The organism is Streptococcus oralis subsp. dentisani (assembly GCF_002096685.1).
GTDB lineage: Bacteria > Bacillota > Bacilli > Lactobacillales > Streptococcaceae > Streptococcus > Streptococcus oralis_AD.
This window is the reverse complement of the sequence record NZ_NCVA01000040.1, coordinates 175,174-199,218: the sequence shown is the minus strand read 5'-3', so window position 1 is coordinate 199,218 and position 24,045 is coordinate 175,174. Positions and strand designations below refer to the sequence as shown.

Annotated in this window: 25 protein-coding genes and 1 riboswitch; all 25 genes read right to left on the bottom strand. The window is 42.3% G+C overall.

The window, feature by feature from the left end; translation table 11 throughout:
- Positions 1 to 8: 8 nt before the first annotated feature.
- The 25 genes from rplC to mgtA all read right to left on the bottom strand — a co-directional run bounded on the left by rplC (position 9) and on the right by mgtA (position 23,696).
- The gene (rplC, locus tag B7705_RS05455; protein ID WP_000160197.1) at positions 9 to 635 is read right to left on the bottom strand and encodes a 50S ribosomal protein L3; all 627 of its coding nucleotides are present in this window, start codon (positions 633 to 635) and stop codon (positions 9 to 11) included.
- A 216-nt stretch (positions 636 to 851) separates the two neighbouring features.
- On the bottom strand, positions 852 to 1,160 hold the full coding sequence (gene rpsJ, locus B7705_RS05450; protein WP_001284513.1) for a 30S ribosomal protein S10: 309 nt from the start codon (positions 1,158 to 1,160) through the stop codon (positions 852 to 854).
- Positions 1,161 to 1,416: 256 nt separating this feature from the next.
- Positions 1,417 to 1,830, bottom strand: coding sequence for an effector binding domain-containing protein (locus B7705_RS05445; RefSeq protein WP_044021470.1), 414 nt, complete (start codon positions 1,828 to 1,830; stop codon positions 1,417 to 1,419).
- Between the two features lie 566 nt (positions 1,831 to 2,396).
- Complete coding sequence (locus B7705_RS05440) at positions 2,397 to 3,023, bottom strand: uridine kinase family protein (protein WP_084948348.1); 627 nt, start codon at positions 3,021 to 3,023, stop codon at positions 2,397 to 2,399.
- The gene (gene nrdG, locus B7705_RS05435; RefSeq protein WP_084948346.1) at positions 3,020 to 3,616 is read right to left on the bottom strand and encodes an anaerobic ribonucleoside-triphosphate reductase activating protein; all 597 of its coding nucleotides are present in this window, start codon (positions 3,614 to 3,616) and stop codon (positions 3,020 to 3,022) included. The genes B7705_RS05440 and nrdG overlap by 4 nt, the downstream gene beginning before the upstream one ends.
- 4 nt (positions 3,617 to 3,620) lie before the next feature.
- On the bottom strand, positions 3,621 to 4,121 hold the full coding sequence (locus B7705_RS05430; protein WP_084948345.1) for a GNAT family N-acetyltransferase: 501 nt from the start codon (positions 4,119 to 4,121) through the stop codon (positions 3,621 to 3,623).
- Positions 4,122 to 4,165: 44 nt separating this feature from the next.
- Positions 4,166 to 4,306 carry a hypothetical protein gene (locus tag B7705_RS09820; RefSeq protein WP_000521624.1) on the bottom strand — a complete coding sequence of 47 codons (141 nt, stop codon included), beginning with the start codon at positions 4,304 to 4,306 and terminating at the stop codon, positions 4,166 to 4,168.
- 11 nt (positions 4,307 to 4,317) lie between these two features.
- Positions 4,318 to 6,525: an anaerobic ribonucleoside-triphosphate reductase gene (gene nrdD, locus B7705_RS05420; RefSeq protein ID WP_042902996.1), complete on the bottom strand. Its 2,208-nt coding sequence runs from the start codon at positions 6,523 to 6,525 to the stop codon at positions 4,318 to 4,320.
- A gap of 119 nt (positions 6,526 to 6,644) precedes the next feature.
- Positions 6,645 to 8,162: a damage-inducible protein CinA gene (locus B7705_RS05415; RefSeq protein ID WP_084948343.1), complete on the bottom strand. Its 1,518-nt coding sequence runs from the start codon at positions 8,160 to 8,162 to the stop codon at positions 6,645 to 6,647.
- A 35-nt stretch (positions 8,163 to 8,197) separates the two neighbouring features.
- Positions 8,198 to 8,341, bottom strand: a complete 144-nt coding sequence (locus B7705_RS09815; RefSeq protein ID WP_162837248.1) for a hypothetical protein — start codon at positions 8,339 to 8,341, stop codon at positions 8,198 to 8,200.
- A 74-nt stretch (positions 8,342 to 8,415) separates the two neighbouring features.
- Positions 8,416 to 9,948: a cardiolipin synthase gene (gene cls / locus B7705_RS05410; RefSeq protein ID WP_084948341.1), complete on the bottom strand. Its 1,533-nt coding sequence runs from the start codon at positions 9,946 to 9,948 to the stop codon at positions 8,416 to 8,418.
- Positions 9,949 to 10,083: 135 nt separating this feature from the next.
- A complete protein-coding gene (locus tag B7705_RS05405) occupies positions 10,084 to 11,028 on the bottom strand; it encodes a 3-oxoacyl-[acyl-carrier-protein] synthase III C-terminal domain-containing protein (RefSeq protein WP_084948339.1) in 945 nt (314 codons plus the stop codon).
- A gap of 14 nt (positions 11,029 to 11,042) precedes the next feature.
- Positions 11,043 to 12,305: a F390 synthetase-related protein gene (locus B7705_RS05400; protein WP_084948338.1), complete on the bottom strand. Its 1,263-nt coding sequence runs from the start codon at positions 12,303 to 12,305 to the stop codon at positions 11,043 to 11,045.
- Positions 12,283 to 13,098 carry an MBL fold metallo-hydrolase gene (locus B7705_RS05395; protein WP_084948336.1) on the bottom strand — a complete coding sequence of 272 codons (816 nt, stop codon included), beginning with the start codon at positions 13,096 to 13,098 and terminating at the stop codon, positions 12,283 to 12,285. Before B7705_RS05395 ends, B7705_RS05400 begins: the two co-directional genes overlap by 23 nt.
- Positions 13,073 to 14,053, bottom strand: a complete 981-nt coding sequence (locus B7705_RS05390; RefSeq protein ID WP_084948335.1) for an NAD-dependent epimerase/dehydratase family protein — start codon at positions 14,051 to 14,053, stop codon at positions 13,073 to 13,075. The genes B7705_RS05395 and B7705_RS05390 overlap by 26 nt, the downstream gene beginning before the upstream one ends.
- Before the next feature lie 3 nt (positions 14,054 to 14,056).
- Complete coding sequence (locus B7705_RS05385) at positions 14,057 to 15,325, bottom strand: glycosyltransferase (protein ID WP_084948576.1); 1,269 nt, start codon at positions 15,323 to 15,325, stop codon at positions 14,057 to 14,059.
- 104 nt (positions 15,326 to 15,429) lie between these two features.
- Positions 15,430 to 16,581 carry an iron-containing alcohol dehydrogenase gene (locus B7705_RS05380; RefSeq protein WP_084948333.1) on the bottom strand — a complete coding sequence of 384 codons (1,152 nt, stop codon included), beginning with the start codon at positions 16,579 to 16,581 and terminating at the stop codon, positions 15,430 to 15,432.
- Positions 16,582 to 16,766: 185 nt separating this feature from the next.
- Positions 16,767 to 17,222: an SP_0198 family lipoprotein gene (locus tag B7705_RS05375; RefSeq protein WP_084948332.1), complete on the bottom strand. Its 456-nt coding sequence runs from the start codon at positions 17,220 to 17,222 to the stop codon at positions 16,767 to 16,769.
- Between the two features lie 91 nt (positions 17,223 to 17,313).
- Complete coding sequence (locus B7705_RS05370; protein WP_162284877.1) at positions 17,314 to 18,564, bottom strand: bifunctional folylpolyglutamate synthase/dihydrofolate synthase; 1,251 nt, start codon at positions 18,562 to 18,564, stop codon at positions 17,314 to 17,316.
- A gap of 207 nt (positions 18,565 to 18,771) precedes the next feature.
- Complete coding sequence (locus tag B7705_RS05365; RefSeq protein WP_000017624.1) at positions 18,772 to 19,077, bottom strand: DUF1292 domain-containing protein; 306 nt, start codon at positions 19,075 to 19,077, stop codon at positions 18,772 to 18,774.
- A 15-nt stretch (positions 19,078 to 19,092) separates the two neighbouring features.
- Positions 19,093 to 19,512, bottom strand: coding sequence for a Holliday junction resolvase RuvX (gene ruvX, locus B7705_RS05360; RefSeq protein WP_084948329.1), 420 nt, complete (start codon positions 19,510 to 19,512; stop codon positions 19,093 to 19,095).
- A gap of 3 nt (positions 19,513 to 19,515) precedes the next feature.
- Positions 19,516 to 19,782, bottom strand: a complete 267-nt coding sequence (locus tag B7705_RS05355) for an IreB family regulatory phosphoprotein (RefSeq protein ID WP_000507060.1) — start codon at positions 19,780 to 19,782, stop codon at positions 19,516 to 19,518.
- Positions 19,783 to 19,869: 87 nt separating this feature from the next.
- On the bottom strand, positions 19,870 to 20,439 hold the full coding sequence (locus B7705_RS05350) for an SP0191 family lipoprotein (protein ID WP_000724879.1): 570 nt from the start codon (positions 20,437 to 20,439) through the stop codon (positions 19,870 to 19,872).
- Between the two features lie 63 nt (positions 20,440 to 20,502).
- Positions 20,503 to 20,901, bottom strand: a complete 399-nt coding sequence (gene spx, locus B7705_RS05345; protein ID WP_000591165.1) for a transcriptional regulator Spx — start codon at positions 20,899 to 20,901, stop codon at positions 20,503 to 20,505.
- Positions 20,902 to 21,035: 134 nt separating this feature from the next.
- Positions 21,036 to 23,696, bottom strand: a complete 2,661-nt coding sequence (mgtA, locus tag B7705_RS05340) for a magnesium-translocating P-type ATPase (RefSeq protein ID WP_084948327.1) — start codon at positions 23,694 to 23,696, stop codon at positions 21,036 to 21,038.
- 195 nt (positions 23,697 to 23,891) lie between these two features.
- Positions 23,892 to 24,043, bottom strand: a riboswitch (M-box (ykoK) riboswitch).
- Between the last annotated feature and the right edge of the window lie 2 nt (positions 24,044 to 24,045).

Here is a 24,045-nt window from a genome sequence, read left to right as displayed (position 1 = left end):
TTTCTTTATTATTTACCAGCTTTAACTGCTGATTTGATAGTGATAAGAGATTTCTTAGCACCTGGTACGTTACCTTTGATAAGAATAACGTTCTTTTCTGGAACAACTTGTACAACTTCAAGGTTTTGAATTGTTACGCGGTCGCCACCCATACGTCCTGCAAGGTTTTTACCTTTGAACACGCGGTTAGGTGCAACAGGTCCCATAGAACCTGGACGACGGTGGTAACGAGAACCGTGAGCCATTGGTCCACGTGATTGTCCGTGGCGTTTGATAACACCTTGGAAACCTTTACCTTTAGAAGTACCAGTTACGTCAACAACGTCTCCAGCTGCGAATGTTTCAACTGTGATTTCAGCACCAACTTCCAAGCCTTCAACGTTTTTGAATTCACGAATGAAGCGCTTAGGAGCCGTGTTAGCTTTCGCTACATGTCCTTTAGCAGGTTTGTTGCTCAATACTTCGCGTTTGTCATCGAAACCAACTTGGATAGCGTTATATCCGTCTGTTTCTACAGTTTTAACTTGAAGAACAACGTTTGGAGTTGCTTCAATAACTGTTACAGGGATCAATTCGCCAGCTTCAGTGAAGATTTGAGTCATTCCCACTTTTTTCCCTAAGATTCCTTTTGTCATGAGAAAATAGTTCCTTTTCTATATTTTTTATTCAAAAAGTTTTTAACGAGCGTTTTTCATGCTCAAGTCTAAGATACAAAGGGCGTCAAACTCAAAGTGAAAATAGGAAACTGACGCAGTGTCTAACAGACACTAGGAAGTTTATCTTTTTCACACCGAGTTTAGCCCGTGTTCAATTAAATTGAAACACCAGCCTCTGCTCTTTTATATTTTAGATTAAAGTTTGATTTCTACGTTTACACCACTTGGAAGATCCAATTTCATCAACGCATCAACTGTTTTTTGAGTTGGGTTAACGATATCGATCAAACGTTTGTGTGTACGCATTTCAAATTGTTCGCGAGAGTCTTTGTATTTGTGAGTCGCACGAATAATTGTGTAGAGGCTACGCTCAGTTGGAAGTGGGATTGGACCCGCAACTTGTGCACCTGTACGAGTAGCTGATTCTACGATTTTTGCAGCCGCTGTGTCAAGCGTACGGTGTTCGTAAGCTTTCAAACGGATACGGATTTTTTTGTTTGCCATCTTTTTCTCCTTTTCGTCTATTTAAGATAATAGGCTAGCTCCACAAGAAAACCGACGCGCGTTGCGTGGCAATGCAACCGAGCGTGTCGCAACCTCTTGCATCAAAGCTAAAGCTGTAATTTACAGCACCATAATAGAATAACACAAAGCCCCTGCGATTGCAAGGGATTTGTGAGCTTTTTTTCGTTTTTTTACTAACCTAAGTTACTAGAGTATGTTCTGATCCTCTTTCGTAAATAAAACATAGTTTGACAATTTACCCATTTTTGGGGGTGGCGATAAAGATAGATACTGTCTGATCTGGATCATATTTTTCAAAATCAATACTATACTGACGTTGCAGTTCTCTTGCTTCTTCTGCCTGCCAAATTTGTTGCCAGGTATGGAGAAACCCTTTTGAATCACTTGTATCCACCTCAAATACTTGGTAGGTTTGTTCTGAAGTGTCAAAATCCCAGTCTTCTTTATCGGATAGACTACAGAGCGACAAGCTGTAATCCCCCTTGTAGTCGCTGACATAATCATGATAGACTGCATAAATCGGAAGCCCTTGGGCAAATGCCTCCTCTACTTCTTTCTGGTGCTCCTGCCATAGATGGCTAATTTTTTCCATCATGTTTGGATCTTGGAAATTATTTGTAGAGATACTACTGATTATTTTTAAAAACATTCCTTCGCTCCTTTTACTTTCACTTCTAAGGTGACTGACTAGCAATCAACCTCAGCTCTAAACTTTCTAGCTACCAAGAGGCTAATTCACGCAACAAAATGAAATAGCATTCTTTGCGTATAGGATATATCAGACCATTCACTATCAACTCCCTTTTCCCAGAAAAAACGGTGCCTATAACAAACAAAACGTTCAATTTACCGGTCTCAACCAGAGCTGAAAAACAATGCAGGCTTCAACCAAGACCATCCTTCCAATTCTTATTGATATAGTCTGGAAAGTTTTTAACGAACATTTTTTGTGCTCAAGTCTAAGACATAAAGGGATTCAAACTCAAAGCAAAAATAGGAAATCGACGCGCGTTGTGTGGCAGTGTATCCAATCGTGGTCACAACCTCTTGCATCACAGCTAAAGATGTGATTTACAGCACCACGGTAGAATAACACAAAGCCCCTGCGATTGCAAGGGATTTGTGAGCTTTTTCCGTTTTTTTAAGATGAAACTGTTTTCTCTTTTTATCTTTCCAAAATTACGGATTTACATCTATAAAAAACTACCTTTTCTTCTATATAATACGAGTCATTTTGACTTTGAATTTATTTTCTGATTGATCCACTAAGATATCTGCTTTAGACTCGTTTTCTCTATAGTATCGCAGATACTGCTCCCGTCTCATCTGATGGCTAGCTAACACAAAGGAAGCATCTCGATTCCTCATAGTCGTATCTCGAGCTAGACGCCTCTTTAATTCTGTTTCTTCATCCGTGTAGAAACAGATGGTTTTGTCAAAGAGTTTCTCGGGTAGAAAGCCCACAGACATCCCTTCAACAATCAGAATCGGTTTGGCTCCAGATAAGACCTCGCTAGCCCTCCACGGTTCATCGATTGTTAAGACATCCATACCTGCCTGCAAGGCGAGAATATCTCTCTGTAAACTTGCCAGTTCATGCGCCACCGGGAGACAAGCCGTCACCTTTTGATCTGGCGCTTGCTTTGGTACTACCAGGTGACGTTCTGAGGTGATATAAGGATCTGTTTCTAGTAAATTTACTGTAGTAGAATCTAGAGCTTGATGTAATTCCTGAGCGAAGCTTGACTTGCCCGAAGCCCCATGACCGTAGATCCCTAGCGTCCTAATTCTTCCCGTTTCGATCTCTGAAACCAGTTGTTCTATCAGGTCTTTTTTCTTCATTCTCTCTTCACCTGTTCATAGCTTTCTTTTCCGTCATTAAGCTTGTCCCAAATCACCACTTGCCCACTTTTGAGGGATTTTTGCACATCGATAATCCGTTGATTGGACGAACCTCGAAACTGGAGCATAAGATTGCGTTTGCTTTTATCATACCGTCCATCGACAAGGATGTCAATCAATGATAAGAGTTCCAGTTTATCTGGAGTCTCCAGCATCATTTCTTCCCAAGTATAACCCGTCCAGGACCAGATGTCTTTTTCTGGTAATTCCTTTCGAATGCGCTTAACGAGAGGCAAGAGAATGCCCGTATTAAGAAAGGGTTCTCCTCCTAGCAAGGTCAAACCTTGAACATAGGGTTGGGCAAGGTCTTCCATGATTTGTTCTTCTAATTCTGCCGTATAGGGAATGCCTGCGTTGAAAGACCAAGTCGCAACATTATAGCATCCCTCGCAGCGAAACATGCAACCTGATACATAAAGAGAATTGCGCACGCCTTCTCCATCGACAAAATTAAAAGCCTTGTAATCAATGATTCGCCCTTTACTAAGCTCCTCACTTTTCCATTCACCTGGTTTTGGTGTATTCCATGTCATCCTTTTACTCCAAATCTATCCAGTAACGTTCTACACCATTGCGAACATCCTCAAACACCCCACCATTTGCCACAATCACCGCCCTACTAGCAGGATTTTCCGTACTACAGGTCACAAGTGCTTTTTTGATGTTCTTTTCCTTGGCAACTTGCAGGCCTTGTCTGAGGGCTTCTTTGGCATAACCTTTGCCTCTTTCAGATGGGCGGATGGAGTAGCCAATATGGCCAGCATGATTCAGCAAGCCCTCATTTAGTTTCAATCGCAGATTCAAAAATCCTAGAGCACGACCTACATCATCAAATGATACAAATTGAATAGAAGGAACACGATTTTCAGGCAAGTTTATTCCCATCTCTTTTTGCATATTTGTTTCCAACCACTCTTCATAAACAAAATTCTCAGCATCCCAAAATCCACCGTCGTGAGGGGACTGTGCTTGTTCAAACTCTGCCATCATCTCTAAAATCGCTTCTTTATCTTCCAAACTTGGTCTGCGTAGTTCCATATTTCCCTCCCACCTAAGAGAAAAGTGAGAGCAGACTCTCACTTTTATTTTTTCTTTTTCTTGTTTAAAAACTGTTCTCTGAGGTTGAGCAAGCGTTCTTTTTTACCTGTTCCACCTTTCGAGTGTTTCTCGTGATAACGGGTCACTTGTGCGCGTCCCTTATCGTCTAATTGGTATTTCCCCATTCCGTTTCCTTCTAATTTGTTACTTCATGTCCAGCTGTTTTGATAGTAGAGCCATTCATGTGTTTGACACGCGCAGCGATTTCCTTGTGGCGTCCATTAACCATCGGACGCGCTTGAGGATTTCCCAGATAACCACACGTACGTTTGACCACGTCTACTGTTTTAGGGTCGCTATTGCCACAGTTGGGACAAGCGAATCCTCGCTCAGTTGGTTCAAAATCCCCTTCAAAGTCGCACTTGTAGCAACGATCAATCGGAGTATTGGTCCCTAGATAACCGACACGGTCATAGGCATAGTCCCAAACAGCTTCCAAGGCTTTAGGATTTTGTTGAAGAACTGGATACTCACAATAATGGATAAAACCACCTGACGCACCTGCTTCTGGGTAAACTTTCTCAAAGTCTAATTTTTCAAACGGTGTTGGATTTTTACGAACATCGTAGTGGAAAGAGTTGGTGTAGTATTCCTTGTCCGTGATGTCAGGAATAGAGCCGAACTTCTCTGTATCCAAGCGACAGAAGCGGTCTGTCAGACTTTCAGACGGTGTGGAGTAGATAGAGAAATGGTAACCATATTGGTCAGACCACTCTTCCACACGACGTTTCATATCACGAATAATATCCAGTGTGAATTCCTTGGCTTCAGGATTGCTTTCCCAGCTATTTCCAAAGAAGACTGTAGCCACTTCGTACAAACCGATGTAGCCCAGCGAAACTGTCGCACGGCGATTCTTAAAGAGTTGGTCAACACTTTCTTCTTTTCCGAGACGGCGACCGAAGGCTCCGTACTGATAGAGGATAGGGGCATTCGCTGGTGTTGCTTCCTTGGTCCGTTCAACACGGTAAACCAGAGCATCTTCTGCGATATTCATCCGCTCATTGAAGATTTCCCAAAACTTATTCAAATCCCCCTCAGACTCGAGGGCGATACGAGGCAGATTGACCGTCACAACACCTAGATTCATCCGACCTGAATTGACCTCAACACCATTTTCATCTTTCCAGCCTTGGAGGAAGGAGCGACAGCCCATAGGAACCTTGAAAGAACCTGTCAGCTCGATAATCTTATCATAGGACAAGACATCAGGGTACATCCGCTTGGTTGCACACTCGAGAGCCAACTGTTTGATGTCATAGTTCGGAGTCCCTTCTTCCAAGTTAAGGCCTCTTTTCAACGTAAAGATGAGTTTAGGGAAGATGGCTGTACGATGTTCTGATCCAAGACCCTTGATACGAATGGTTAAAATAGCTTTTTGAATTTCACGCTCAAAACGATTGGTTCCCAGACCAAAACCGAGCGAAGTAAAAGGTGTTTGGCCATTTGAAGTGAAGAGAGTGTTGATTTCATACTCGAGAGATTGCATGGCATCGTAGATGTCTTTTTGGGTTTTCTTCCAAGCATAATCTTCCCGTTTCTCAGGCAAGACCCACTCTTCCGCATCTTTGAGGTGTTTTTGGTAATTCTTCTCCGCATACGGAGCCAAGACTTCATCGATACGGTCAGCTGAGCAACCCCCGTACTGGCTAGAAGCAACATTAGCGATGATTTGTGAAATTTGAGCTGTCGCAGTCTGGATAGACTTGGGACTCTCTACCTCTGCATTGCCAATCTTAAAACCATTTTCCAGCATGCCTTTAAAATCAATCAAACAGCAGTTGGTCATCGGAGTGTAGGGGCTGTAGTCCAAGTCATGATAGTGGATATCCCCTTTTTGGTGAGCATTAGCTACGTGCTTAGGAAGCATTTGTAGCCCGATTGATTTCCCAACAATCCCTGCTGTCAAATCACGTTGGGTGTTGAAGACATCGCTGTCTTTATTAGCATTTTCATTAACAACTGCTTGATCTTTATTGAGAAGTTTATGGATACTAAAGTTTATATCTGTCGCTTTTGAGCGCTCAAAATCCCTTTGTGTCCGATAAGTGATATACTCCTCAGCCAGCGCATACTCTTTGGCTTCAAGGAGTTCATGTTCTACGACATTTTGAATTTCGTAAATCTTGACACCTTGAGGGAAGCGACTGTGAATTTCAGTCACGATTCTTTCAACTAGACCATTTAGGCGTTTTTCTACTAGAGGCGTAAGGTCCATAACCTTTTCCGCCGCCTTGTGGAGAGCCTTGTCAATCTTGTCTACATCAAACACCACACGTCTACCATCTCGTTTTTCAACGAACAAGGTGGGAACGGTTGCAAGCTTTTCTTCTAATACAATCATATCCATGCTCTTTTCTAAAATGTTGTTCTATGAAGTATTATACCACTCTAAAAATAAAAATCAATATCTTGTGTTAAAAATCCTAAAATTTTTAAAATTCCACAAGATATTGATTTTTGTTATTTTGATTTATAAAGTTTAAACTCGATAGTATCTGTCTGAACAAGCTCATAGTTTTCACTGAGCCAGCTCTCTACATCTGACCACAAGGTAACTTTTTGATTGACCACAATCATCTTCGGTTGATTCTCTTTCAGGTCATTCATCAGTTTGGTTTTATTTTCATCGCTTGCAGTATAAAGTGTTGGAGTTGATAGAGAAGTCGGCGCCAAGCGTTCACTTGTACGGTAGAAATCTGGACGATCATCCCAAGCATAGACACGATCCTCAGAACTCGTTTGTTGTTTGACCACGCTAGCAAGACGTTCTCTCTCCTGATAAGTCGCTGGGTGCGAAAGGTAGCGACTCACGATAGGAAGAACAATAAGGTAGGCAAGGGCAATCAATGGTAGATAGAAATTTCCTTTAAGGAAAGAAGTTTGTTTCTCACGTCTTCTTCTACGACGACTCCCTCCCTCAGAAACATCTTCCTTGATTCCTGTCAGAAGGAGCAAGACCAAGAAAGGAAGGAGAATAGCGAGACGAGTACCGTTGACAGGTTCATTAGAGAGAATCAAGATTCCCAAAGAAACCAACAATCCCAAGCTAGCAGCAATCGATAAGGCATATTGCTTGGCTGGTTTTGACTGGAACAAACCTGCAAAGAGCAAACTAAGGGAACCTAGCCCAATGGCAAGTAAGCCGTAGAAGGCTGCATTTTCAAGCAAATGCGAGTTTGAAAAGAGGCTAAAAGTATTTACCGGATACAAGGTCTGACTAATGGCATCCCCAAAACTACCTGTCCACACTGTATAGTAGCCTAAAGGATAGAATAAGAGTGAAAATCCTAGGGCTGACGCAAAGAACTGATATAGACCATGAACAAAGTGACCTTTGCCTAGATTAAAGCCGATAATCCCCAAGGCCAGTACAGCCGCAAACAAGGCGGTTGGGATTGGCGCAAGGAAGAAAGCGAGAGCAAGGCTCATCCCCACTCGTACAAATCCTTTGTCGTCCTTTGGAAAGGCGAGATAATTTGTAACGACGCTCAGGGCATAAAATAGGAAAGGCAGGGCTAGCAAAAGAGCATAACCGCCACCAAAAGCGAGGCCCGCTACAAGCAAGTATAAAATAAAGACAACTCGCTTCGCTTCCTTTTCTTGGCCGATAAGAGTATCCGCAGCCTTAAAAAGAAAAACACCTGCTCCAAACAAGGCCAACCACTCAACCAAAGCAATCAGAATACTGCCTTGAAAAAGGTAGGTTAGCACATAATAGAGCAATCCCTCCGTCCCAAAATAATCTGTATACATTTGACCATTTTGATGCAAGGCCCAACCGGTATAAAGATCCTGAGTTTGTTGCGGACTGACTAAACCAAAAATAAAAGGCAGGGCAACCGAAATGGCTGTGGCCACTAAACTCCAAAGCAAAATACTAAAAAAGGGAATGGGAGCTCCTTCTCGTTTCTCTGGCACTGACCAGTCTTGGTAATGAGATTCTTCTTGTTTCTCATCTATTTTCCCGTATACGTTCATTCAATTTCTCCTCTAAGTTTATCTGTTTTAGTATATCAAAATCTTACAGGAATGTCAGCTTGGGATTGATATTTGCTTAATTTCTTATCCAATATCGCAAAGCGTTCGATTTCACGAAAACGATGTAACCTACTAGCTTTATACTCTTTAAAAAAATCTTCATCTTCTAGATTGAGCATTGTTTTCTCCTTTACCTATCTATTCGTAAGAAGAAAAAATAAGATCCAGCCTTGGGCTAGATCTTGGTCGATAGTTAGAGCATAGGTGCAAACAACTGGACAATTTCCTTGATTAGGCTTTGATACCAGCTGGTTTTGATAGTGTGAGGATAAATTTCTTGAGAAACTTTAAAAATCTCTTCGAAGTCCCTCTCAATATCGATGATAGACTGTGTTCTATAAAGCAAAACGCCATTTTCATAGTGGTGAAGCAAGCTACGATAATCAAAATTGATGGTTCCCACAGTAGCCACCTCTCCATCGACAAGCATTTGCTTGCTATGAAGAAATCCGGGACTGTACTCGTAAATGCGAACTCCAGCAGATAGCAAATCTGGATAGGCTCCGCGAGTAACCAATTGGATAATCTCCTTATCTGGGATATATGGCGTCACAATTCGCACATCTACCCCTCTCAATGCTGCATTTTTGATACTTTCGGTGAGATCATAGTCAGTGATCAGATAGGGTGTCGTGATATAGACGTAATCTGTAGCTTGATTGATAAGGTTTTGATAGACTGTTTTTCCAACTTGGGCTCGGTAGATAGGCTTTGGCCCACTACTGTAAGGAATGCAAAGCCCCATCCCATCTCTAGGTTGATTTTCGAGATGGTATTGGTCAAAGTCACTAATTTCTCCACGATTGATATACCAGGTGGATAAAAAGAGTCTGGTAAAAGCCTTGACTGCTGATCCATCCAGACGAATACCGCTATCCTTCCAATAACCAAAGCGTTCGATATGGTTGATATACTCATCCGCCAGATTAACACCACCTGTATAGGCAATCTGCCCATCGATAATCATGATTTTACGGTGATCACGGTTGTTATAAGCAACGGTCAAGCGTGGAATCACCTTGTTAAATTTGTGGGTTTCAATCCCTCGACCACGAAGCTGGATGGTGTAATCTCCAGGCAAGGTTGCCATACAACCAATATCATCATAGAGGAGTTTGACTTCTACTCCTTGAGCAGCCTTTTCTTCCAAAATTCCCAAAATACTATTCCACATCAAGCCTTCTTCGATGATATAGTATTCGAGAAAGATAAATTTCTCGGCTTTTTTGAGATCCTCCAACATCTGGCGCCACATTCTTTCCCCTGAAGGGAAAAAATGGGTATCCGTTCGATTATAGACATCCGCATTCGTATCCATGCTAAGGAGAGATTTGATGACTCCGTAAGCCGACTTATCCTCTTCCTTTAACTCCAAACGGAGGGCTCTGCTATTGTCCTCTCGGTCAACCATTGATTGGAGTTGCTTTAGCTGTTTCATTTCTTTTTTAGATAAACGGCGTTCTCCAAACATGATATAGAGCAAGGGACCAAATACTGGCACAAAGGCTACTAGCAGCCATGTCACCTTGCTTTCAGGATTCATGGACCGATTGACAATTGATACAATAGTCGCTAAGCTTACTAAAATGACAAGGATAATCCAGAGAATCGGAGCCATCTGTCCTAGATAGAGAAATAAACCAAAGACGATAAACAACTCTGCCAACATGATGGTAATACTAAAACCATATTTGGACATGAGTAGCTGCATTTTTCTAGCTGTCATACATCCCCTTTCTTTTCTAACATTCTCCTTAACTGCTTGCTAAACTAATATTTCTACTAGTATACCTCAGTTCAGGTGTAGATGGCAACCTTTTGCCTTTGCTCAAGTTCCAGTCGTTCCGTGTTTAGGTAATTGTTACAATTTCAGAGCCAACATATTGACCGTCATACCAGCTGCAGTCCCCATAAGGTAGACGACATCTCCCTCCTTGATAAGTCCATGCTCCAAAGAATAAGCCAGGCCAAACGGTACAGATACTGACACCATATTTCCATAGTCAGTGACGAGATTGAGGTACTGATTCTCAGCCACACCTAGTTTTTCCATGACCAAAGGAAGAGCACGACTTGCTTGGTGAGGAATGATATAGTCCACGTCTGCCAAAGTTAGCTGTGTTTTTTCTTGAAACTCTTCAAACATGACTGGGATTTTACGAGCAGACAAGAGGAGGATTTTCTTTCCCTTCATATCAAACATATAGTTGGTCTTCGTCGCTTCAGAGTACTCTTTTGGTTGAAAAGAAGTCAGACCTCCACGAATTTCCGTATCGTGAGCTCCTTCTGACCAAGTACGTTGGAGACTAGCAATGACCCCTTTTTCCTGATGACTTTTTTGGAAAATAAAGGCTGCTGCCCCATCACTAAAGAGTTCAAAACTTTCTTTTTGCTTGGGATTGAGCCCTAAACTACCAACCTCACTAGACACAATCAAGACACGATTGTATTCGCCCACCTCGATCAAGTGGGACATAGTCGATAGAGCAGAAATAAAGCTGGTACAGGTCGTATTGATATCCATAGCTGGAATAGAGAGTCCTTTTGCCACGCGCTCATGAATCAAGGCAGCAGTACAAGGAATAGGCTGAACTCCAACTGCACTAGCTGATACAAGGCAATCGATATCTTTAATATCTAAATTTGCATGTTCAAGCGCACGCTGAATCGCTACCTCTGCCAAGTCGAGTTGCGTTTCTTCATTTTCAACTACACGATAACGGGTCTGGTCTTTGAATTGGACGGTATGCTTGGGAAGGCAAACACCATAACCTGCGATTTCTACATGTCTTTTTACTTCTGTCATTGTCTTTTATCCTTTCATAAACGTTGGATTCGTTTGAGTTTACGGCTAGTATCCCAGTGATAATCTGAAAATTGGATTTGAGGAACTATGAACTCTTTTTGCTGGGCCAAGAGTTGGAACTGTGCTAAAATTGCTGTCTCTACGTCCTCATCTCGTCGGCTTAAACAAACTTCCACTAATTTCTCGGAATGTTGCTTAACTTGGTAATCTCCTACATTCTCCACAAAGAGGATGCAACGCCTGATAAAGTCTGGATAGATGGTTACCTGCCCGCCATTCTGCCCTTCAAAGTAGAAGATATCATCAGAACGTCCCTCGACCTTGTCAATCCGTGTATAGTAGGAGCCACAGGGACAAGGCTCCGGATTTTCAACCAAGATATCATTGAGCTGGTAGCGATAAACAGGCTGACTACTTCGCTTAAAGTCCGTAATCACTGGATAAAAACGGCGGTCATCTAGATACTGCTTTTCCACAAATATAATGTCTTCGTTGAGATGTAGATTGCCCGCTGAGCAAGTGCAGGCTAGGAAACCTTCTGTCGCCTGATAAACTTGGTCAATGATGGATAGTGAAAAGGCTTCTGCGATCCGTCCCCTATCACTATCTTCCAAGATTTCCGCCACCGAAACGATTTTTTGTGGGTGAATAGCTAACTCTCCATCCTTGAGACGCTTGCTCAATTCAATCAACATCGAGGCTGGCGCCACAATAATCGTTGGTTGATAGTTGTTGAGTCGCTCTATATGCTCATCTGTATGTTTGAAAATATCAAAATACTCTAGACGAATGAGCGCTGTATTGATGGTCTGATAGAGTTCATTATCAGCTCTCAGAAAAAAGGCGATGCGGTGTCCAAAAAGCTGCCCCTTGGGCAACATCTTTGCCAAGATAGCCGCAGCCCACATACTTCGTTCTTTCTCTGTTGTGATAAAGAGCCCCCGATGTCCAGACGTCCCTGAAGACAGACCGACGGCTACTTCCCCTTTAAGTTCAGTGAAGTCACGGGTCTTCTCACTTTCAATAGCTAAGGATAAGGCTTCATCACGATCCACTCCTTGGGTGTTGAGCTCATTGAAATGCTCCATCATAAAAGCCTTGTCCATATGATCAAAGTTGCTAGGAACCCCATTTTTAAAGTAGGGCGACTCTCGTTTTAAAAAGTCCATATAGTTAGCTAATTGCTTTTTCTGATAGTTTTCTACAGCTTCTCGAGATTTGAAATGATGAAGCCAACGAGTTTGGATAAAGGTTTTAAGAAAGGTTATTTTTTTCATGTAAGATTGACTCTATCCTTTCTACAGGATCATGGCTAACAACTACCTCAATACCGGCCTTTAAGACTTCCTCCAGAAACTCTGTCCCCCTGATATAGTCGGCCTTATTATCCTGGACCAAGGAAGGAATCAGGTGCATCTGCTTGGTGTAAGGTAAGAGGTCAATTCCCCAACAGAGGTCTGCTGCAATGAGGAGATTAAGGTCTGGAAAATATAGACAGGCTTGCCCCCTAGCATGCCCATCAACAGAGGCTACTAGGATACTGCCATCTCCGAAAAGATCACAAATCGGACGATAGGGAAAAGTTGAAACTTGCTGGTCAGCTCTGATAATGGTTAGATTTTTCTCAAAAGAAGCTGGTAAAAACTCCTTGAAAATCAAGTCTTTCAACTTGGGTTTTTGGTAGACTTCATATACTTCTTTTGTCAAGATAAAGGTTGCATGAGGAAAGAAACTAGCTCCTCCCAGATGATCTGGATGTAGGTGTGATAGAAGAACATAGTTAATTTCTTCTGGTTTGATTCCCTTCGCTTCCAGCAAACGTGAAATCTGGTCCTTCTCCTTCATTTGAACGGGCGTTCCTAGCCGATAGAAACCATAGCGAAGATGGGTCTTAATATCGTAATGATAACCTGTGTCATAGAGGAGATAGCCCTTGTCCCTGTGTTTGATAAGAAAAACACCTGCTGGAAAGGTCATCTTTTGATTCTTGACTCCCTTAAATAGCAAACCTGTGTAGCTGGTACAGTAGCCTGCTGGGAAATAATCAATGCTTTCGATAATCTTGGACATATTGTTCAATCCCTTCCGAAATACTGATTTGAGGGCGATAACCCAAGTCTCGCTCCGCCTTGCTGATGTCCAGCGTCTGACTATAACGGAGCAGATAATAGGTATAGCGTGTCAGAGGCGGTTCACCTTTGAGTTTCAAGACCTTATACAGAAACTCTAAACTAGTAGCAATAACTGAAAGAAGAGGAGCTGGTACTCTTCTGTATGTTATCGGATAGCCTAGCCCTCTCAAGGTTTCTTCTATCAGACTCCTAAATTCCCTTGGTTCTCCATTGGTGATGTTATATACTTCGCCACTAGCTTGAGAGGTCTCTAGTGCCAAGCGAATTGCCAGAGCGACATTTTCCACACAGGTCATATCCATGAGCTGACGACCGTCTCCTATTAAGGGAATGCCAATCTTCTGACTGAGTTTGAGAACTCGGGGCAAAATACTGGTATCCCCAATCCCAAAAAGCCCACGAGGTCGTAAGATAATACTCGGAACATCGGGATAATCCTTAAACAGCTTCTCCGAAGCCAGCTTACTACGAATGTAGTTGTTCAGATTATTTTCCTGAGGCGCAGCACTTTCTTTGATAGCTAACTGATCTCGAGGCGCAGCATAGATGCTAGGCGAGGACACATAAACCAAACGCTGAATACCAGCCCCTCGGCAAGCATCCAGAACATACTTGGTCCCTAAGACATTTGTCTGGTAGAAATCCTCCCAAGGCCCCCAAACGGTAGAAAGAGCACCCGCATGCACAACCATGTCCATCCCCTGACAAGCCCGAGCCAAATCCTCTTGCTTGGTCAAATCTCCCTGAAAAAATGCCACAGAGGAGTTCTCTAAAGACTGACCCACCTTGCGATTGCGTCCAAAAGCACGTACCTGATAGCCCTGCTGACTGAGCTCTTCAACAACATACTTGCCTAGAAAGCCCGTAGCACCTGTTACCAATACTTTCTTCATTCTTTACTTCTCCTTGTCCCCTAAGAGCCGATGTATTTCGCTCTTCAGAATCTCTGTTGGCTGATAGATTTGAGCTGCACGACTAAGTTTGTTTAAGTCTGGCCAGTCATCTCTAGCCAACAACTCATCAAAGGCGCGTCCAATCGCTTGCGTATCCTCTCGTTTAGCAGTCAAGGCAATCCCTGCCTCTAATCCACGAACTGCATAGTCATACTGATCATAGTCATGGGGGAGAATCAAGGCAGGCTTACCATAGATGATACACTGGTAAAAAATACCTGCACCACCATGATGAATCACATAATCCATCTGAGGAATGTACTCCTTATAGGGAAGATAGGATACCACAGAAACATTGTCCATGAGCTCTTCACATTGGAAGTCTTGTCCGCCAAACCCCAGAGTCACAAAGAAGTGACAGTCCGGATGTGCTTCTGCCAATTGTTGTGTCTGATAGAGGAGATTGTCTTTAGCCCATGCTAGCTGAGTCCCACAAGATACGAGGACCTTCTTATAACCTGCATAAGGAGACAAATCGAGGGGATAATTTTCTGCCCTCTCAATCGAAGACCCAAAAGGTCCCACCCAAAGGTAGTGCTCTGGAAAACCACTTTTCAGCTCCAACTCTTTCATCCCAATTCCCAAGATGGAATAGGGTGAATAGATGGTTTCCTGACCTTTCTGATTGTAAAGCTTAAAATCGTAACGTTTCAATCGTTCTCTCAATAAAAAGCTTACGATTCGTTTCCCTAAACGAGTCCCTTTTCTTCCTAGCCATTGCAGACCAGATTGGAAAGATGTTTTTGGACTGCCCATTCCTCCAAAGAAACAAGGCGGTCCATCTGTCGTTTCAATGGCAAACTGTGTCGCCATCGTGGTAATCCAGGGAATATTCAACTGTTCCGCTACAAGTCCTCCAGAGAGGGTTATAAAATCCGCAATCACAATATCCGGTCTATTTTTCTGCCACTCTTGCACTAATTGATCTGAAACCACATTGATCAAATCAAGGCTAGCTGACAACTGTCGATAAGCAGAAAACAGGTTTAATTGACCTTCATTGTTGGCTACACGCTCAAACTCATCTACACAATTTTCTAAAATGGGAATCACCCGGAATCCCATCTCCTCTGCTACAGTTTTTCGTTGCGGCCCTGTAAATAATCGAATCTCATACAAGGGATCCTTCAACAAGGGTGCAAGTAAATTCAGTGTTGGGAAGAGATGCCCACTCAAAGGAACTACAACCACATCAATTTTGATTTTTCTCATATGTCTAGGATAGCAAATTTTTAAAAAAAGAACTACCAAAATGATAGTTCTTTCCAATATTATTTATATGTTGGGGAATACGTCGCTTCCACTCTACTTAATCCTTAGAAGAGTTCTTTGTAGAGAGCAATGGTTTCTTCTAAAGTTGGCATAAATGGATTGCCTGGCGCACATGCATCAATCAAAGCATTCTTAGAAAGGTAGTCAAAGTCAAAGTCTTTTTCTTGGATACCGAGTTCAGTGAGTTTCTTCGGAATACCAACAGTTTCAGAAAGTTTCTCAATCTCAGCGATAGCATAGTCAGCACATTCTTGGTCTGTTTTCCCTTCAACATGGAGTCCCAAGGCCTTGGCCACATTGCGGAAAGCTTCTGGTACACGCTTGGCATTTTCACGTTCTACAACTGGGAGAAGCATGGCACAGCAGACACCATGTGGCAAGTTATATACCGCACCGAGTTGGTGAGCCATAGAATGAACATAACCCAAACCAGCATTGTTAAAGCTCATACCACCGAGGAAGATGGCATTGACCATAGCCTCACGCGCTTCAATATCTTGGCCATTTGACACAGCACGAGGAAGATACTCCTTGATGAGTTCAATCGCTCCGATAGAAAGTTTCTTGGTCACATTATAAGCACCTGGTGTTACTAAAGCCTCGACAGCGTGAGTAAGAGCATCCATACCTGTCGCTGCTGTCAATCCTTTCGGCTTTGAAAGCATGAGTTCTGGATCATTGACAGAGATAAGGGCAAGGCTATTCTTATCAACCATTACCATCTTGACCTTGCGCTCTTCGTCAGTAATAACATAGTTAATGGTGATTTCTGCAGAAGTTCCAGCTGTTGTGTTGATCGCAACCACTGGCAACCCTTTTTTAGCAGACTTGTGGAGACCTTCGTAGTCCTGTGGCTTTCCGCCATTTGTAGCGATGATAGAGATACAACTAGCTGCATCCTGAGGAGACCCTCCTCCAAGACTGATGATAAAGTCGCATCCATGCTCTTTCAGGGCAGCCACTCCGTCTGTGACGTTCTTGCAAGTCGGATTTGGCTCCACATCACTAAAGATCACATATTCGATCCCTTCAGCATATAATGGTTTTAGGACCTTAGGTAAAATATCACTTCCCTCGATGAACTTATCTGTCACCAAAAGAGCCTTCTTATACCCCAATTCCTTGATATACGGACCTACTTCATTTACAACACCTTTACCAATAAGGTTAACTGATGGAACGTAAAATGTAGCCATATGTTTTTCCTCCTGCGCCTCTGCGCTATTTGATTATTTACTATAAGTATACGATGTTATAGGGTATTTTACAAATATTTGTAAGCATTTTAAGTAAAAAGTTAGTAAAGAACAGCCAGCCACTTTTTCAAGAAAAAAAGCTCCAAAAAGATGGATTTCATCTCATTGGAACTTTTACTTAATCATTATTGCTTCGTTAAGACTATTCGGTCAGATGCCTCTCGGTCCATATCATCGATAATCATTTGATTACCATTAACCGCATAAATTTTAATATCATCTCCGATAATGACACGTTGATTTTCTGGCTCAAAGCTGACTTGCTTGATTTCCTTATCTCCATCTGGCTCGACCTCAGTCCATGTACCAGTTTTACCTGTTACAACAAGAGTAATCTGGTCATTCTCATCTTTTCCAGTATAGGTACCATCGATGTTCGTAGGTTGAGCTGCAGTAGTGTCCTGACTTGAGGAGGCTTGTGGTTGGCTGGCACTTGTTGCAGCGCTAGAAGATGATTCTTGTTGAGAAGATGATTGCTGTGCAGATTGCTGGGTAGGGGCTTGTGCCTTAGGTCCACAAGCTGCTAAAAGACTAAGAATTGCTAGGGAAGCAATAGAAAGTGTGAATGTTTTCGTTTTCATAGCGATTTCCTTTCTTTTTGTGCCAATGTTTTGCTGGAATCGTTTCCAGATGTACCTCCTACCTTCAGTATAGCAACTTAAACCTAGAAGGTCAACTAGTCCCATCGCTTCCAACCAAACTCGCTCGAACTTCCGAGATAAAGTAGAGTGACCCCGTCACGAAAAGCAAGTTCTGGTTATTGGCCTTTTCTTCAAATTCTCTGATAAAGTCCCCATAGGAAGGAATCAAATCGTAACCCGCCACATCCTTTTCATCCAGAGAGCCTTGGTAGTCAAAGCCTGTTACCTTAAGTTTTACCTGAGGCAACTGCTCCGTTAGATAGCCTAACATCCCCTGATAATCCTTGCGTTTAAGGGCACCAAAAAGGATATGAACCTGATAGCCTTGCTGGATTTTCCCCTGGATAAACTCGACTAGACGAGTCAAGGCTGGAAGATTGTGAGCCCCATCTAGGTAGATTTTCGGGCGAATCCGTTCTAATCGACCTGCCCAATGTGTCTCCTTCAAAGCCCGTCTGACAAACTCTTCTTCGACCCTTTCACCTCTTGACGCCATAAACAGAAGAAAAGTTTGTAAAGCCAAGGCGGCATTTTCTTGCTGATAAGCACCCTCCAAACTGATTTTAAGTTGTGAAAAGCTTTCTATCCTACTTGAGAAATTTCCAACTTTCAAAGCGAAGTCTTGCCCAGCTTGATAAAGGTCAACAGCTAACTCTCTCGCTTTACTTTGACAGACAAGCTCCGCTTCTGGAGCGAGCTTGGCAATGACCGCCTTCTTGCCGGCCTTGAAGATACCAGCTTTCTGCTCTGCTATTTCTTCCAAACTATCGCCCAAGGTCTCCTGATGATCTAGACCAATCGAAGTAATAACTGCAATCTCTCCTGTTACGACATTAGTGGTATCAAGTAGACCACCTATCCCCACTTCTAGCAAAACCAAATCCACTTCTTGTTCCCTAAAATAGAGGAAAGCAATCAAGGTCAGCAACTCAAAAAAGGACAACTGGTCATGAGTTTCCAAAAGAGTTTTTTCCATCTCCTTAACTTGGTTAGCTATACGGGTAAAGTCTTCATCTACGATCGGTAGCCCATTGATACAGATTCGATCATGGATACTGACGATATGAGGAGAGGTAAAAGTGCCAACTTTTTTTCCATGAGCTACAAACAACTCCCTCATAAAGGCGATAGTTGACCCCTTACCGTTAGTCCCTGTTACGTGGATAATAGGATAAGTCTTCTCAGGATTTCCCAGCAAATCCACAGCTCGCTGCATTCGTCCAAGACCAGATCTAAAGTTTAAACCAATCCGACTATGCAGCCATTCTTCTACTTCAAACACACACATCTCCTTAACAAAAGTACAATCAACTACTGCATCAAAGTATGATTACAAATAAAAAGCGAGGTCGGGACAAAAATTCCAACCTCTTACCTGGTTAGCTAATCACTAGCTACTATGAATTTCAACGTGGGCTAAAAACATCCACTGGATGTTCCAACTCTTCCAATTTTTAGGAGTTGGGCTAAAAACGTCCCCTGGACGTTTTTACTCCTCCATAAAGCTGTTGAAGACTTCTTCAATCATATTCCATTCGTCTTCTGAGTCTTCTGGGATTGGTTGCAATTCGCCTTCTGTTCCGTCTTCGTTTTCGATGAATGAGTAAGCTTGGATTTCAACTTCACCGTTTTCGTCTTCTTCTGCGTTAACTGGCACTAGGAGAACATAGTTTTTACCAAACTCTTCTTTCCCATCAATCGTCAAAAGAATTTCAAACAAGGTTTCATTTCCTTGCTCGTCTACTAGTGTAATCAATTCGCGTTCTTCGTGGTCATGGTTGTGATCGTGTGACATAGTTTCTCCTCTGTCTTAAAATTTTCTATCTAAATAATTTTGCAAAATCAGCTGAGCAGCCAACTTATCAATAACTTTCTTGCGTTTGTTACGGCTGATATCTGCTTGTTCAATCAACATACGCTCAGCTGCGACTGTCGTCAAGCGCTCATCCTGATAGTCTACTGGCAAACTAAAAAGTTCCTCTAGTTTTGCTCCATAGGCTTGACTAGCTTCTACTCGCGGACCGCTGGTATTGTTCATGTTTTTAGGCAGACCTACTACAAAACGTTCCACCTTATAGCTATCAACCAATTCCTTGATACGGTCAAAACCAAACTGGCCCTGATCCTCATTAATCTGGATGATTTCAAGTCCTTGAGCGGTGAAGCCTAGTGGATCGCTAATCGCAACACCCACTGTTTTTGAACCGACGTCCAATCCCATAATTCTCATAGATTATAGATCGACTCCTTGTCCTTTAAGGTAATAGCGCACCAATTCTTCAACAATTTCATCACGCTCATACTTACGAATTTGATTTCGTGCATTATTGTAACGAGGAACGTAGGCAGGGTCTCCACTCAATACATAACCGACGATTTGATTTATCGGATTATAACCCTTTTCATTCAGAGAAGCATAGACATCTGTCAACGTTTCACTGATTTCCTTCTTGTTGGAATCATCCAATTTAAAACGTACAGTTTCTTCAGTAAATCCCATTCTAACACCCTCTTTCCTTAGAATAGTACCATTATAGCATATTTCCTTACGTTCTACAATTAAGTCAACCCATTTATTTGGATTTTCTTACTGTTCTGTCGCACCATTTGCCACTCTGTCTGCGATATATTGGCTTGGTTCATTTTTCAAAAGAGTCTCTAAGCCAAGATTTTTCAAATAATCTGTCTGTGACGCCTTTTTGACATCCAAGACTTGTAAATCATAGGTCGTTGTGGTCTGGATTTCAGTCTCACTGAGCAGTTTGGTTTCAAGTGTAAAACCTGCCAATTTGCGCGCTTCCTGAAGCATTTCATCCTTTTCTTCTGCTTCTAAAAGAGCTTTTTGAGTTTCTTCAAGACCGTGGTCAGCGATAAAGGATTTCAATTCCTCACTTAAGGGCCGTATCTGCCGAATAACCAATTTTAGAAATTGTTTCCCTTTATAGGTAATGGTTTGCGTTTGCTTGACGCCATCTCCTGACTCAGGGAAAATCAAAGTCTTGGTCACAACCGTATTCTTTTCCGCATTTTCCAAAACGGGCAGAGTAGACTGGAGTGTTTCGGATTCATGTTTTGAACTGGATGTCGTTTCCTTCTTTTGGCCACATCCTGCAAGTAGCAGGAGGAGAGTAGCTGCGCCAATTACTATCTTTTTCATAATTCCTCACATAATTTTTTGATAAAAAATGAACAAGGCTAGGAGATACCCCAGCCTCGATGTTTATAGAGCTGCACGCAAACGTGCTTCTGCATTTTCTACATTACGGACAGAGCGTGGTAAAAAGGCACGGATATCATCTTCTTTGTAACCGACCTGCAAACGCTTCTCGTCAACTAGAATCGGACTTTTTAAGATCCGTGGCGTTTCCATGATTAAGTTGAGTACTTCATTGACACTCAAATCTTCGATGTCAACTCCTAAAGCTTTCGCATAGCGGTTTTTTGATGATACAATGCTGGCAATTCCATTATCTGTCTTTGTCAGAATATCAAGTAGTTCTTCTCTCGTAATTCCTTCTTTACCAAGGTTTTGTTCTTTATAACTTAACTGGTGTGCGTTGAGCCAAGTCTTCGCTTTCTTACAGCTTGTGCAACTGGAGACGGTATAAATCTTAATCATGTGCCTACCCCTTTCGCTACATGTTACTATCAGTTTAGTCTATTATACCATAAAAAACATCCGACTTGCGACCTATTTTTAAAAAAATTTAACTTTTTTAGCGATTTTCGTACTTTTTTCTTGACAAAATCAATTTATAGCCAACTTTTAAATTTTTTGATATAGATTCGTTTCACTACTGTAACACTGATCATATAGAGAACGATGATCAAAAGCAAAAAGAGGAAATAAATTGGTTCCAAAGGGGTTAAATGAAGAAGGCTAGCAATTGAAGAGTAGGGAAGGAAAGTCACAAAGCTAGCTGCCAGCAAGGTTGTTCCAAGAACAAACCATGACGGACGACTTTGCAAGAAAGGAAGCTTTGCTGAACGGAGCATATGGATAACCATAGTTTGGGACCACATGGATTCAATGAACCAACCTGTCTGGAACAAGATGATAAAGCCCGTTGCAGACTCTGCTCCGTGAGCATAAGCTTGACCTGTCGCCATTGGGACAATGACAAAATAGAGCAAGATAAAGGTCAAAATATCAAAGGCAGAAGAAATCGGACCCATCCAAATCATAAAACGAGTAATAGACTTAGCTTCCCACTTATGGGGATGCTTCAAAAAGTCTTCATCTACATTATCAAATGGCAAGGCAATGCAAGAAAGGTCGTAGACGAGGTTTAACACAATCAAGTGAATCGGAGCCATAGGAAGGAAAGGTAAAAAGATACCAGAAACTAACAGAGAGAAAATGTTCCCGAAATTAGAGCTGACCGTCATCTTGATATATTTGGTCATATTAGCGTAGACTTTGCGTCCTTCAACCAGCCCTTTTTCAAGCACCATCAAATCCTTATCTAGCAAAATGACATCAGCCGTTTCTTTGGCAATATCTACTGCTGTATCAACAGAAATCCCCACATCGGCCACTTTCATAGAAGGGGCATCATTGATCCCATCTCCCATATAGCCGACACAATGTCCATTCGATTTGATTTGTAAAATGATTCGTGCTTTTTGATCCGGAGAGAGTTTGGCAAAGACGGTCACCATCTGAACTGCTTGGGCCAACTCTTCGTCCGTCATGGCGTCAATATCAGAACCCAACAAGATTTGATCAACATCTAAACCAACTTTTTCGCAAACTGCTTGGGTTACCTTCTCATTGTCTCCCGTCAAGATCTTTGTTTGAACACCGTGTTCTAACAAAGCTTGGATAGCAGGGGCTGCAGATGGTTTTGGTGGATCTAGGAAGGCAAGATATCCTGTTAGAATCATCTCCTTTTCATCTTCAACAGAGTAAGCAAAACCTTCCTTTAAGCCTGTTTTATAAGCGACTCCCAAGACTCGTAAGCCCTGTTGATTGAGTTGGTCCACTTCTTTTAAGATTTCCACTCGGATATCATCCGTCAGAGGGCTAATCTGACCTTGATATTCCACATGGGTTGAAATCGCAAGCATCTCCTCTAAGGCACCCTTGGTTACCAAACTAACAGCTTCATTCTCATCCTTGACGATGACACTCATCCGTCTGCGTTCAAAATCAAAGGGCAATTCATCTATTTTTTGAAAGCTAGTATCCAAATTTTGTAGAATAGCGTGTTCTTTAGCTTCTTTTTCAGTTCTACTGATAATGGCACGGTCCATCAAGTTTTTCAATCCCGTTTGAAAATAGGAATTGAGGTAGGCACGTCTCAACACAGACAAATCCAAATCTCCATGTATATCCAAAGGATATTCAAGGACAATTTCGTCTTGGGTAAGGGTTCCGGTTTTATCCGTGCATAGGATATCAATAGCACCTAGATCTTGTATGGCATTGAGTTTTTTGATAACGACTTTTTCCTTGGCCATGATAATGGAGCCTTTTGCTAGACTGGCCGTGATGATCATGGGAAGCATCTCAGGTGTAAGCCCGACACCCACGCTCAAAGCAAATACGCCAGCCTCTAACCAATCTCCATCCGTCAAACCATTGGAAAGAAATACGATGGGAACCATGACCAACATCAAACGGATTAAAAGCCAGGAGATACTGTTCATATCCCGTTCGAAAGAGGTGGGCTCGTCATAAGTATTGAGAGTCTGCTCGATCTCTCCCATCATGGTGTCATCACCGACCGCTAGAATCAAAGCCTTGGCACTTCCTGATATCACGTTGGTTCCCATGAAGGCGAGCGCTTCTGCTTCTAGCAGACTATCAAAATTTGACTGACTCATTTTTGACAAAGCCAATTTTTCAACCGAATCACTTTCACCCGTCAAGCCAGATTGTTGGACAAAGAAATCACGTGATTCAATCAAAAGGAGGTCTGCTGGAATCATATCCCCAGCACTTAACTTGACTATATCTCCAACGACCAAATCTTCAATTGCGATCTCTAAACTCTGGCCTTCACGAATAACCGTAGCTGTATTCACAATCATTTTTGAAAGATTGGTCGCAGCCTTGTCACTCCGCAATTCTTGGACAAAGCGTATGCCACCAGAGATTAGAACGAGAACGACGATGATGATAGAGGTCGTCGGGTCTTCTTGCCCAGGCTTCGCCAACCAGACGTTGGTCACCATGGAGATCATAGCGATGACAAGGAGGATGATTGTAAATGGATTGATAATCGATTCGTAAATCTTTTTGAGGATACTGTCTTCTTGACCCTTGGTGATGGTATTTTCACCATATAAATCACGATTCTTTTCTATCTGTTCCTCAGTTAAACCTGTTAGACTTGTCTTGTAAAAAGATAGAGTTTCGTTTAAAGGTGTGCGAATAGCTGTTGCTAATCTTTCTTTTGTAGTTTTCATTGGTTTCTCCTATCTGTATGAATGATGTGTTTCATACACAGAGACCAATCACTTTATAAGGGCAGAACGACACAAATCAGCGATTGGCTGTGTATGTGCGGTTCTGGGTGGTCGTCAATTTGCATCGTCTGTCTCCTTTCCCTGTTCTAAAACAGTAGAAAATCCTGCCATAAAATGGCAGGATTAAAAAACTAATTATCTGTTTTTTCGTTCAAGCTTTAACTCCATAGGGCAATGAAATGAGCTTAGTCTTGGCCTTCGCGACCAGGACTGTTGACCAACGAGTAGTGTCTCCACTGCTTTGCGGTAGTCATCCGTATCCCTATGGTAGCCTCACCTACCGTTTTCG